The following is a 12,547-nucleotide window of genomic DNA, read 5'->3' as shown; positions in this document are numbered from 1 at the left end:
TTGATTGTACAAGATTGAGTGTATGAACACGCAAGCGTGAATGCTTAGTACTTATATATACCACGATGAGGTGGGTCTGTTTATTTAGTCTGTTTATTTATTTGCCATACGGAAATTAGAATGCCGCAACTCTTACCGACGATAGAACAAATCGCTGTATTACAGCAAGCTAGTAATTTTGGCTATCAGTATTGGCAGACTAAAACAAACGTTGCACAAAGCTTTTTAAAAAGCTATCCGCTTACCCAAACGCTCGATGTTCAACATATCAAAGATTTAATACGCGATTATACGCTGGATGAAGATTACCAATTGGCGGATGAAGCAAGCGTGATGCGGGGGCTGCGTCATCTACGCAATTTGTTGATGGTGCGCTGGATTTGGCAAGATGCATTAAATCTGATTAGTCTAGAGCAGCTGACATGGGAGCTATCAAAATTTGCCGATTATTGTCTCATCTTTGCCAAAGACTATGTGTATCAAGATTTAATCAGTCGCTATGGCGAGCCGTATTTTTTTGATGAAAAAAATAAACCACACAAGGATGATTTAGCCATCATCGCCATGGGTAAAATGGGGGCAGAAGAGCTCAACTTATCCAGCGATATCGATTTGATTTTTGTCCATCAAGGGCAAGGTGAGACGGTGGTTGACCCGTTAAAACAACAAGGGTCAAAAGCTGCTAAATCCATCGATAACAAGAAATTTTTTACCAAATGGGGTCAAGGCATCATCAATCTGCTTGATAAAAACACCCAAGATGGTTTTGTATTTCGCATTGATATGCGCCTGCGTCCTTGGGGCGATGGCAGTGATTTGGCAATTCATTTATCGGCACTGGAAAAATATTTTGCCCAACATGGACGGGCGTGGGAGCGATTTGCTTGGCTAAAAGCCAGAATCGTCAACCCTGTCACCTTTAGCGATAGCTTAAAAGCCCTTATCAAGCCGTTTGTATTTCGTTATTATGTCGATTATAGTGCCTTTGCCGCCCTACGTGAGATGAAATCGCTGATTCAAAACCAAGTCGAACAACGTCAAGATACGGACAATGTCAAGCTTGGGGCAGGTGGTATCCGTGATATTGAGTTTATCGTGCAGTCGTTTCAGTTGATTTATGGCGGGCGTGTCAGTGATATCAAAGTAAAAAACTGCCTACAAGCGATGAGCCAACTGGAAAAACATGGCTTTATCGATGCTGTGACCCATGAGCAATTGGCACAAGCCTATCGTTTTTTACGCAGATTGGAGCATGGTATCCAAGCCATCAATGATGAACAAACCCAGCGACTACCACAAGATGCCATGCAGCGACATCAGCTTGCCCAAGTGTTGGGGTTTGCTGATTGGGCGGCATTGTTAGCCAAACTCAATGAATACCGCCAAATGGTAAAAATACCTTTTGACGAGCTGGTCAGTGATCGTCAGCAGTCTGATGAACAATTGCAAGTGGATCATCAGCACAATTTATCTGAGCTTGAGCAAAAATTAAGCGCTGACAATAAAGACAAATTAAACCAGTTTTGGCAAAGTAAGCTCATCGCAGGGCTTAGTGAAGAAGCCAAGACTCGCTTAAATGCTGCCTATCCGATTCTAATCAATGGGTTGTTACATTCTGATTTAAGCGAAGATGCAATCAACGTGGCGTTGCCTAGAATGTTGACACTGCTAGAGGCGGTAAGTCGTCGGTCAATTTATTTGGTCATGTTTGTCGAAAACCCAACGGCAGCCGCCAAATTGATTCCCATGTTGGCAGCAAGCCCTTGGATTGCGAGCGAATTGGTCAGTTATCCTGTTTTGCTGGATTCATTTATCCGTGAAAAATACCGTCATTTACCTGATAAGGCAGAACTTAGTGACATCTTGCGTCAGCAGTTGTTACGGGTAGAGCCTAATGATGAAGAAGGGCTACTCAACGCCTTTCGTTTTTTCAAAAAAACCCAAGTCTTGGCAGTGGCGGCGAGTGATGTGTTGGCGGATAGACCGTTGATGAAAGTCTCTGATTCACTCACCTTTATCGCTGAAGTGGTTCTTGAAAAAGCGTTGCAACGGGTATTTGGTGAATTGGTAAAAAAACATGGGTATCCTGTTAATGCCCAAGGCGAGCCTGTGAGTGAAGCGCATAATGGCTTTGCGATTATCGGTTATGGTAAGCTTGGCGGACTTGAGATGAGTTATAGCTCAGATCTTGATCTTGTGTTTATTCATGACATTGATGAAGAAGCGATGACGCTCGGTGAAAAACCCATCAGCGGTATGAAGTTTGCCGCACGCCTAGCCCAAAAACTGATGAATTATTTGACCACCCAAACGCGCGATGGCCGTGTCTATGAGATTGATATGCGCCTGCGTCCTTCAGGTCAAGCGGGTATGATGGTGGTTTCTACCCATGCGTTTGAACTTTACCAAATGCACAAAGCTTGGGCGTGGGAACACCAAGCGTTGGTTCGCGCTCGTGCGATTTGTGGCGATAACCGCGTGATGACGCGATTTGACCAGATTCGTAAAGAAGTATTGTGTCTGCCGCGCGATAAAGACAGTGTCCGTATCGAAGTATCCACCATGCGGCATAAGATGCAAGACCATTTGGGCAGCAAACCGCACACCAAGCAGCAAGGATTATTTCATCTGAAACAAGATGCAGGCGGATTGGTTGATATTGAATTTATTGCCCAGTTTGCTGTCTTGGCGTATGCCAATAGTTATCCTGCGTTGGCAGTTTGGAGTGACAATGTGCGTATCTTTGAAGCGCTTGCCAAAACAGGTATTATCGAAACCGAAATATGCCAACAGCTAACGCACGCTTATCTTCGCATCCGCAGTATGACGCATCGCTTGGCTTTGGCGGAGCAGCCGATACTGGTAGATGAAGCCCAGTGGCATGAACTACGCAGTTTTGTTGATGCGCAATGGCATCGCTTAATCGGGCAGCGTCCAGAATAGATGTAACATCAATTTTTATTTAAACAAAGCACTTTTTATTTCAAACAAAAAATTTTTTATCTCAAACAAAAAACTAGGAGTAATCAATGGCAACAATTCCCAGCATGGCAGACCGTGATGGTTTTATCTGGATGGACGGCAACATGGTAGACTGGCGTGATGCCAAAATCCACGTATTAACCCATACACTGCACTACGGGATGGGCGTATTTGAGGGGGTTCGAGCCTACAAAACCCATGATGGACGCACGGCGATTTTTCGTCTAGAAGACCATACCCAGCGCCTGCTAAATTCCGCTAAAATTTTCCAGCTTGCTGTACCCTATTCGTATGAGGAAGTATTACAAGCACAAAAAGCCGTGGTACGTGAAAATAACCTTGAATCGGCATACCTACGCCCATTGATTTGGGTCGGTTCTGAAAAATTGGGTATCGCTGCCAAAGATAATAGCATTCACACCATCGTTGCCGCTTGGGTTTGGGGTGCTTATCTGGGGGAAGAAGGTATGGCAAAAGGTATCCGTGTAAAAACCTCAAGTTTTACCCATCACCATCCAAACGTCACCATGTGTAAAGCCAAAGCCGTCAGCAACTACCCAGTATCTATCATGTCAAACCAAGAAGTCACCCGTCATGGCTATGATGAGGCGGTATTGATGGATACCCAAGGCTATGTTTGTCAAGGCTCAGGGGAAAACTTATTTTTGGTCAAAGACGGTGAGCTGCATACCCCAGATTTGTCAGGGGGTGCATTGGACGGCATTACCCGTCGTACGGTGATACAGTTTGCACAGGACTTGGGCATCAAAGTGCATGAACGTAGAATCACCCGTGATGAGTTTTATATCGCGGACGAAATCTTTATGACAGGTACTGCCGCCGAGATTACCCCAATTCGTGAATATGATGACCACGTCATTGGCTGCGGCGCGCGTGGTGAAATCACCGAAAAACTGCAAAGTCTATTTTTTGATGTGGTGCAAGGCAAAAATGATAAATACGCGCACTGGCTCAGCTACGTGGATGAATAACTCAGTAAACTGTTTATAGGTGATATTTAAAGGATGGTTATGTTAAAATAGCTATCCTTTTATTTTGACTAAAATCCAGTCTATTAAGGCAACAACATGACACAGCAAGCAGCCAGTACACCAAAACAAGTCATTTGTATCAAATGGGGCAAAAAGTTTGGTGCAGAATACGTGAATAAGCTGTATGGAATGGTAAGCCGTAATATCACCCCGCCGTTTCGCTTTGTCTGCTTTACCGATGACTCAAAGGGTATAAGAGCTGAAGTTGAATGCCAACCACTACCCATCATTAATTATACTATACCTGTGGGTACGTCAGGGCAGTGGGGTAAATCACGCCTTTGGAGCAAGCAGCTAGGTGATTTGACGGACAATGTGTTGTTTATGGATTTGGATTTGGTCATTGTGGACAACATTGATGGCTTTTTTGACTATCTACCAGAACAAGAAGTAGTGATGACTCGCAATATTACCAATCCACTAGAGAAATTGGGTCAAACTTCACTATTTCGCTTTCGGGTAGGGTGTTTATATCCATTACAACAGCAGTTTTCAACTAACCAAATGGCGACCATTGAAAAGTACCGTTATGAACAGCGTTTTGTCACAAAAAATGCGCCAAATGGTGCATTTTTTTACCCAAAAGGGTGGGTCAAACATTTTCGCTATCAATGCCGCCGTAATTTTCCATTAAATTATGTCTTGCCTCCCAAAAAACCCGTAGGTACTAAAATAGTGATTTTTGCTGGGGGTGAGCTAAATCCGCCTGAAGCCATTGCAGGCAAATATCATCCAGATTATCCTAGTGATATGAAAGCTTATCTTAATATGCTAAAAACGTCCCCTGAAGCCAAGAAAAAACCCTTACGCCATCTTCGTTATTTTATTCTACCGAGTAAATGGGTCGAAGAAGCTTGGCGCGAGTAAAAGCGTCATGAAGAAAATCAGAGTTTTGCATTTTGTAACAGGGGGGTTTTCGGGCGCAACCAGTGTGGCGGTGGATATTATAACGGGCCACCAAGCCTACTCAGATATCGAAAGCTTATTGGTGCTTCGTCAAAAAAAGACGACTACGTCAGAAAAATTAGCCAGCCTTGAAAAAAAAAGCATTAACTATCAATTAGTTATCAATAGTCCTCACTTTGCAACGAGCAAACAGCTTCAACAAATCATCAAAGAGTGGCAGCCTGATATTTTGGTGGCTCATGGTTTTCCAGAGCATATCATAGGTAGAGCTGCAGGAAAAAAAGCCAACGTACCGCACATGGTACAAGTTGAGCACAATTCTAAAGAACGCTATACCTTTATCAAACTATGGCAAACCCGTCACTTAAGTCAATTTACTGATAGCGTCGTTGCGGTATCCAAAGGGGTTGCACAAGTCCTTAACAAACAGCAGCTTAAAGCGCCTATCATCGCCATAGCTAATGGCATTGATCCAAAGCGATTTGACAGTGAGCCAATGCCAATTAGTAGCCGTAACAAGGATATTATTATGGTTGCCCGCTTTGCAAAAAGTAAAGACCATGCAACGCTGATTGAAGCATTAAACCTACTAAAACAAAAAAACATCACCCCAACACTGACGCTTGTGGGTAGTGGTAAAACAAGCTATCAAAACTTAGCCGATAAATTAGTCAAAAAATATGGCTTATCTCAGCAAGTAACATTGATAAATCATAGTAATGAAATACCGCAGCTATTGGAAAAACACAAAATGTTTGTCATGTCTAGTCGTTTTGAAGGGTTGAATTTGTCAGTTATTGAAGCGATGGCGGCAGGCTGCTTGGTGATAGGCAGTGATGCTGTGGGCGTCAATGAGCTTATCGAACATAAAAAAGATGGGCTTGTTTTTTCTATTGGCGATGCACAAACATTGGCAAAACAGCTTGAAAGTGTTTTGACCAATCCATTAAACTTTGAAACGATGACTATTCAAGCACGGCAAAAAGTATTGTCTTACTATACCAAATCGCGGATGCTCAAAGACTATTATGACGTTTTTACCGAAATTATGAATCGATAAATGAGTAGGTTATAACATGCAAAGCCAATCCAAACCTATCACTATCAGTATCCTAATACCAGTTTATAACGTTGCTGACTATGTTGAAGAATGCCTAAATTCTATATTGGCACAAATTGACGATAATGCCGAAATTATCGTCATGAATGATGCTTCAACTGATAACAGTTGGGAAATGTTACAAACCTATCAAACCAATCAAAAAGTGACACTGGTGCAAGCACCTCACAACCGTGGTCTGTCAGGTACGCGTAATGCGCTCTTGCCTTTAGCAACCAATCAATATGTTTGGTTTATAGATTCTGATGATGCGATGCACGATGGTGCATATACTAAAGTAGTGAATGCATTAGCATCAATGGATGTAGATATGCTAGGTGGCAATTACATGGCATGGCGCGGCGATAACAAACGTCCAAAAAAAGCCTTTGTCGGTCCAGCTAATCAAATAATGAATAATGACAGTCTGCAATTTATTAAAAATATTGTTGAAAACAATAGCAATCATGTTTGGAACAAAATTTATAAACGCTCAGTGATTAAAGATATAGGTTTTCAAGAGGGTAAAAAGTTTGAAGATATTTACTATATGACGGATTTGTCAAAAGTTATCAAAAATTTTGCTTTTATTGACTATCCACTAATTGATTATCGTGAGCGTACAGGCTCTATTGTTCAAACAATTGATAAAAAATATGTCGATGATTATCTTGGGGCGTTTCTTTATCGCGTTAATCATTTAAAAGCTGATCTGCATGAAGACCTATTTTTTCAAAACTATCTATATTATAAAACTTACAATCGTTATGCAGGGTTGGTAAAAAAGCTAAAAGACAATCAACAACTTGATATGCTTAACTACCTAAAAGACCATTTTAATATAAACTTTGATTACATCCGACGATGTATCGGTCGACAGATTGGTTGGATACGCTATCAAAAGCTTGATTTTAAACATCGTCAAACTGAAAAAATTTTAAGCCAATAAGTTGATAGAGGGGTATCAATGAGATTTGTCTATGAGAATTTTAGAAATAAGTCATTTAAGCCTTTATATAATGCACTGGTACCAAAATCCTACCGTAAAAAATGGCACTACAGTTATTCAGAAATTCCTACACAAATGCGTGTGGCTGAATTTTGGCAGGATGCTATTGCAAAATACCAAAAGGGCGAGATAGCTCACTACAATTTGACTATTCATAAACCAGAATTAGCGGGTAAAAAAATCATTTGGCAGTATTGGGCTCAAGGAATGGATAACTTGCCAGAGCTTGCTAAGATTTGCTTTCATTCAGTTGATTGCTTTAAAGGCGAATACACGGTAATTAGGTTATCTGACAAAGATATTGCTAATTATTTAGGTTTTCCTGAGTTTATTGCAGAGAAACGTTTAAATAGTGAATTTAGACCTGTCTTTTTTTCAGATTTATTAAGAGTGGCATTAATCAATAATTATGGTGGCATTTGGCTAGATGCTTCGGTTCTTATGACAGCACAGTTACCAGAAGATTTAATTCAATTGCCTTTTTTTATGTATTCAAGGGAAGATCATTCAGAGAACAAAGATTGGGGACTAGTAGCTGATCATTTGTATTTTAATTGGGACACTAATTTTAAAGTTAAATTTTTAAGTAGTATTGTTTTTGGCAAACCAAAAACAGCGTTGAGTCAAACTTTACAAGACCTACTTATTTATTACTGGCAAACCCAAAATAGCATTGAACACTATTTCTTCTTTCAAATTTTAATCAATGAATTAAAACAGACAAATGCAGTTGCATTTGATTTTCCTGTGGTAGATGATACTTACCCACATCTTTTACAATTTGATTTAAATAAGCCATTTGATAAAGTGCGATACGACTATATCATTCAAAAGAGTTCATTACATAAATTAAGTTTTCATAAGAAATCAAACGATTCTAATAACCAGACATTCTATCATTATATTAAGCATCAGTTCCTGAATGGTTACTGAAGTTTTTAAATACACCAAACCAATCACCCCGACCGATATCAAAAAACATAGTCACTAGGCTGATTTCATTCTTATCTATTTTTAAACTCGCTGCTTAATATTAAATTAATCACCACTGATAACCCCAATCTTCGGTATGTAGCTGTTTAATCAGCGAAAAGGCTGAGGGCGTATCATGTAATCGATATAACACAGTTAAAAGAAATTGAGTGGCAAATGCATCGACTTTTTCAAATTTTAAAAAACGCCTACGCATCTGCTCAAGCGTATCATCACTCCCTAAGCGAAAAAAGGTCAAGCCGTCATATAGCACTTGATGCTTAGCATATAATGCATTCACTTTAGGTGGAATTGGTACCTGATTATCGGTTAATAAAAATAGCTGGGTCTCATAAATTTTTAGGGTATTAATAACACTGACCACATTCATCAAAATTGCTCGGCGCAAAGGACTTTCGCTAAAATCAATAAACGTATCGGCTGCAGATACCAGCCATCTTAACGACAGCTTTTCGAAAAAAAAGCCGTTATGCGTCTGCCAAAGTAATTCAAATAGTGTAAATGTCTGTTCAGGCTGATAACCCCGTCGCAAAAGGACAATCAGCAAAGTATGATAAAACAGCAACTCAGATTGACCGATAAACTCAAGTTGTAAATGGCGTAGATGCTGGTACAAATTATCAAAGCATTGCGGTTCATAATGTTGTAATTGCACAGCATTAAAAATGGCAGTATCACTTTCATCACATAAATGTGCATTATCATGATAAATCTTTGCGATGATAGACAATTCATCAAAGCCAATGAACTGTGATTGTAGCGAGTCAAAAGTCTGCGCGTGATAAGCAGCTAGTATTGGTGTTGCACCCAATAATTTATTATTTTGACGCATCATGGTGTTCGCACATAAAGTAGAAAACAGTTGCTTAAGCAATTAAAAGGGTTACTTTACTGATATCAATACCAATAATCCCTAATCCAGTTAGTGGGTAATACCTTGCGATACCACTTACCGCTTTTGCCAATAATAGCATCAGGTGGATTCACTTCCCCATGAAAAATCACCATTTTAGCCCCTTTAGGCAAAATCGGCGGTTTGACAAAACTTAAGGGAAATGGCTGCACACATTGGTATTTAAAGCTCACGCACCAAGACGCATCCCAATATTCAAGGTGATGATGTTCACGCAAATAATTGGATAGATAAGCTTGCTCATGGCGTACTTGGCTACGAATCTTGTCAAAATTTTGCTCAAAATTTGATAACAGATTTGGGTAAGTATGTTGTCCGACTTTAAAGCGATACACAGATGAATTACCCACCATGCGCCACGGTTTTTTCCAATCACGGATAATCACCACACTGTCATCGTGCTGCGCTTGATAAGTAAAAAAGCAATCAATATTATCGACAATCACAATATCAATATCCAAAAATAACGCCGTGCCTTTTAAATCATATAATTCAGGGCTAAAGGTGGTCAGTTTTTTCCAGCCACGTTCAGGAATATTACTGGGTAAATTGAGCTCAGGAATTGGGTAGCATTTGACGTTAGCATCTATCCCTGTGCTATCATCGGTCAAACATACCATTTGAAAGGGCAACGTTAAATGTCTGTTAACCATATTGTACAGGCGATTAACATACTCAGCACCATATTTGGTGCCCCATTTCATACAAATAATGTAACGGTTTTCATCAGGCAAAGCAGGCGCTGAAGTGTAATTTGGTAAAGTCATAAGTAAATGATTATCATATTAAGTAAGCGAATTGATAATATCATGATTGCTAAGTTTTGGATAACGCTGGCGAACCGCTAATGCGATGGATGGTTTGGCATTATAAATAACGGGAAATCCTGGCACACGTTTAAAGCGCTTATAGCCCCACATGTATTGACTGGGGAAACGGCCAATCATCCGCTCGATGGCGTGGTTCATCGCGGTTGTTGCTGTCACCATGTTTTTATCATACAAGGCGGGGTCAGTTAGCTCATCACAATAAATATCAAAGCCTTGACCATCGTCACGGCGTACACAGGTCAAACCTACCAAGCTACATTTGGTTTTACTGGCTAATTTGCTAGCTAAGGTACTGGTCAATGTCGGAATGCCAAAAAACGGCACCACTTCACCGCCAGATGGGTCAGGGACATGGTCAGGCAATATGATACTAAAACCGCCTGCTTTTAGGGTTTTAAAAATCGCTTTGACCCCAGTCGCATCGGTTGGTACCAAAGTTGCGTTTAGGCGCTGACGCCCTTGCAGCACAAACTGATTGGCTTGTTCACCTTTGACGGGTTTATACATGATGGTGGGTGCGCCAAACTGGTTGAGCCACGCATTCATGATTTCCCATGTTCCCAAATGCGGCACAATTGCAAGCATGCCATTGGGATTTTGTAAGCCGTGCATTAAAACTTGTTGATGATGTACGGTATGGATTTGTTTAACCGACCACGTAGGTGGCATTGCCCAGCTTTTAGCCGATTCCACCATGTTTTTGCTTTGATTGGCAATACAGGCTCTGGCAAGCTGGTCACGCTGGGTTTCGGTGAGTTCAGGATAGACAAGTCGTAAGTTAGTATCTACCGTTTTCATGATACTTTTGTCACAACGAAGTGAAATGATAAAGCTTGCGATATGTGCCAATAGATATAGCATCCACATTGGCACATATTTGAGGAGAGTAAAGGCATTCATCTAATTAAAGGTGTGACCTTGATTAAGATTGTGGCGCTTTACTGTCTTTTTCGCGTATACGGATACCCAATTCACGCAGTTGTTTGCCATCCACAGGCGCAGGGGCTTCAGTCAGCGGACATTCAGCCGTTTTGGTTTTTGGGAAGGCGATGACGTCTCGAATCGATTGTGAGCCTGTCATTAGCATAATTAACCGGTCAAGACCGAATGCCAAACCACCGTGCGGTGGCGCACCGTATTTTAGCGCGTTAAGTAAGAATGAGAATTTCTCTTCGGCTTCGGCTTCAGAAATACCCAAGGCTTCAAATACCGCTTTTTGCATATCCAAAGTATTGATACGCAGTGAACCACCACCGATTTCAGTACCGTTTAATACCATGTCATAAGCGATAGACAGCGCGGTTTCTGGGTTGTTTTTCATCGCTTCAACCGTGCCTTTTGGCTTGGTGAAGGGATGGTGAACCGACGTCCATTTACCCCCCAGCCCATCACCACTGTCGGTTTCTTCAAACATTGGGAAATCCACCACCCAAAGCGGCGCCCACTCACAGGTTAGCATATTTAGGTCCAGACCCAATTTGACACGCAGCGCACCCATGGCATCATTAACGACTTTGGCTTTATCCGCGCCAAAGAATATGATATCACCGGTTTGCGCCTCAGTACGTTTAATCAGCTCGACCAATACTTCATCGGTCATGTTTTTGATAATCGGTGATTGCAGGCCTGATTCTTTATCGACACCGTTGTTGATGTTGCTCACATCGTTGACTTTGATATAAGCCAAACCTTTTGCGCCATAGATGCCGACAAATTTAGTATATTCGTCAATTTGTTTACGGGTAAGGTCGCTACCCTGTGGCACACGAAGCGCCACCACACGACCTTTTGGGTCTTGGGCAGGGCCTGAGAATACTTTAAATTCCACAGACTGCATGATATCAGCTACGTCAATTAACTTCATAGGAATACGCAAGTCTGGCTTGTCAGACGCATAATCACGCATGGCTTCTGCGTATGTCATACGCGGGAAGGTATCAAATTCAATGTTCATCATGGTTTTGAACAAGTCTTTTGTTAATCCTTCGGCAATGTTCATGATATCTTCATCACTTAAGAATGAGGTTTCGATATCGATTTGGGTAAATTCTGGCTGGCGGTCAGCACGTAAGTCTTCATCACGAAAACATTTAGCAATTTGATAATAACGGTCAAAACCTGCCACCATCAATAACTGTTTAAATAGCTGAGGCGACTGTGGTAGGGCATAAAACTCACCATTTGACACGCGGCTAGGTACCAAATAATCACGCGCGCCTTCTGGGGTGGCACGGGTCAAGATAGGGGTTTCTACATCCAAGAAACCTTGGTCATCTAGGTAACGGCGAATGGTTGATGTCGCTTTGGCACGAAACTTCATACGCTCTTGCATCTCTGGACGGCGCATGTCTAAAAAGCGATATTTTAGGCGCAGTTCTTCAGAAACGTTGGTAAACTCATCATTGAGGGGAAATGGCGGCGTCTCAGAAGTGGCGATTGTTTCGATATCTTTGGCCAATAACTCCACTTGACCGCTGGTCATGTTTTTGTTTTCAGTACCGGCATAACGCTGACGCACACGACCGGTAATTTTGAGCACATATTCAGAACGCGCGCTATCTGCTGTAGCGAATGCTTCTGGGGTATCTGGGTCGATGACCACTTGCAGTAGGCCTTCACGGTCACGCATATCCAAGAAAATAACCCCACCGTGGTCACGGCGACGATGCACCCAACCGCAAATAGTGATGGTTTGGTCGTTTAAGTTTTCGGTGACAAGCCCGCAATAGTGTGTACGCATCATAATGAAGCAATCCCAATATT

General features: G+C 41.5%; 10 protein-coding genes. 6 read left to right on the top strand and 4 right to left on the bottom strand.

Annotated features, from left to right (window positions below):
- The first annotated feature begins 120 nt into the window (after positions 1-120).
- The 6 genes from glnE (at position 121) to ACAM37_RS05930 (ending at position 7,981) form a co-directional block, all read left to right on the top strand.
- Complete coding sequence (gene glnE, locus ACAM37_RS05955) at positions 121-2,943, top strand: bifunctional [glutamate--ammonia ligase]-adenylyl-L-tyrosine phosphorylase/[glutamate--ammonia-ligase] adenylyltransferase (RefSeq protein WP_369625731.1); 2,823 nt, start codon at positions 121-123, stop codon at positions 2,941-2,943.
- Positions 2,944-3,029: 86 nt separating this feature from the next.
- Entirely contained in the window at positions 3,030-3,974 is a 945-nt protein-coding gene (locus tag ACAM37_RS05950; protein ID WP_007116868.1) for a branched-chain amino acid transaminase, read from the top strand.
- Between the two features lie 96 nt (positions 3,975-4,070).
- Entirely contained in the window at positions 4,071-4,901 is an 831-nt protein-coding gene (locus tag ACAM37_RS05945; protein ID WP_369625730.1) for a glycosyl transferase, read from the top strand.
- A 7-nt stretch (positions 4,902-4,908) separates the two neighbouring features.
- Positions 4,909-6,000 (top strand): glycosyltransferase family 4 protein, encoded by a 1,092-nt coding sequence (locus tag ACAM37_RS05940; RefSeq protein WP_369625729.1) that lies wholly within the window; start codon positions 4,909-4,911, stop codon positions 5,998-6,000.
- A gap of 16 nt (positions 6,001-6,016) precedes the next feature.
- A complete protein-coding gene (locus ACAM37_RS05935; protein WP_369625728.1) occupies positions 6,017-6,988 on the top strand; it encodes a glycosyltransferase family 2 protein in 972 nt (323 codons plus the stop codon).
- Positions 6,989-7,006: 18 nt separating this feature from the next.
- A complete protein-coding gene (locus tag ACAM37_RS05930) occupies positions 7,007-7,981 on the top strand; it encodes a capsular polysaccharide synthesis protein (protein WP_369625727.1) in 975 nt (324 codons plus the stop codon).
- Between the two features lie 109 nt (positions 7,982-8,090).
- Here the strand turns inward: ACAM37_RS05930 and ACAM37_RS05925 are convergent, their stop codons facing one another.
- The 4 genes from ACAM37_RS05925 to aspS form a co-directional block, all read right to left on the bottom strand.
- Positions 8,091-8,876 carry a hypothetical protein gene (locus tag ACAM37_RS05925; protein WP_369625726.1) on the bottom strand — a complete coding sequence of 262 codons (786 nt, stop codon included), beginning with the start codon at positions 8,874-8,876 and terminating at the stop codon, positions 8,091-8,093.
- A 62-nt stretch (positions 8,877-8,938) separates the two neighbouring features.
- On the bottom strand, positions 8,939-9,721 hold the full coding sequence (locus ACAM37_RS05920) for a glycosyltransferase (RefSeq protein ID WP_472826309.1): 783 nt from the start codon (positions 9,719-9,721) through the stop codon (positions 8,939-8,941).
- Between the two features lie 18 nt (positions 9,722-9,739).
- Positions 9,740-10,684, bottom strand: coding sequence for a lysophospholipid acyltransferase family protein (locus ACAM37_RS05915; protein ID WP_369625725.1), 945 nt, complete (start codon positions 10,682-10,684; stop codon positions 9,740-9,742).
- Between the two features lie 22 nt (positions 10,685-10,706).
- Positions 10,707-12,527: an aspartate--tRNA ligase gene (gene aspS / locus ACAM37_RS05910; protein WP_369625724.1), complete on the bottom strand. Its 1,821-nt coding sequence runs from the start codon at positions 12,525-12,527 to the stop codon at positions 10,707-10,709.
- Positions 12,528-12,547: the final 20 nt, after the last annotated feature.

The organism is Moraxella sp. K23 (assembly GCF_041154765.1).
In the GTDB taxonomy this organism is placed as follows: Bacteria; Pseudomonadota; Gammaproteobacteria; order Pseudomonadales; family Moraxellaceae; genus Faucicola; species Faucicola tetraodonis.
The sequence above is the reverse complement of the archived record's forward strand: the minus strand, read 5'-3'. Positions and strand labels throughout refer to the sequence as shown.

Coding starts and splice junctions, on each gene's coding strand:
- glnE (WP_369625731.1), top strand. CDS start 121: ATGCCGCAACTCTTACCGACGATAGAACAAATCGCTGTATTACAGCAA.
- ACAM37_RS05950 (WP_007116868.1), top strand. CDS start 3,030: ATGGCAACAATTCCCAGCATGGCAGACCGTGATGGTTTTATCTGGATG.
- ACAM37_RS05945 (WP_369625730.1), top strand. CDS start 4,071: ATGACACAGCAAGCAGCCAGTACACCAAAACAAGTCATTTGTATCAAA.
- ACAM37_RS05940 (WP_369625729.1), top strand. CDS start 4,909: ATGAAGAAAATCAGAGTTTTGCATTTTGTAACAGGGGGGTTTTCGGGC.
- ACAM37_RS05935 (WP_369625728.1), top strand. CDS start 6,017: ATGCAAAGCCAATCCAAACCTATCACTATCAGTATCCTAATACCAGTT.
- ACAM37_RS05930 (WP_369625727.1), top strand. CDS start 7,007: ATGAGATTTGTCTATGAGAATTTTAGAAATAAGTCATTTAAGCCTTTA.
- ACAM37_RS05925 (WP_369625726.1), bottom strand. CDS start 8,876: ATGATGCGTCAAAATAATAAATTATTGGGTGCAACACCAATACTAGCT.
- ACAM37_RS05920 (WP_472826309.1), bottom strand. CDS start 9,721: ATGACTTTACCAAATTACACTTCAGCGCCTGCTTTGCCTGATGAAAAC.
- ACAM37_RS05915 (WP_369625725.1), bottom strand. CDS start 10,684: ATGAATGCCTTTACTCTCCTCAAATATGTGCCAATGTGGATGCTATAT.
- aspS (WP_369625724.1), bottom strand. CDS start 12,527: ATGATGCGTACACACTATTGCGGGCTTGTCACCGAAAACTTAAACGAC.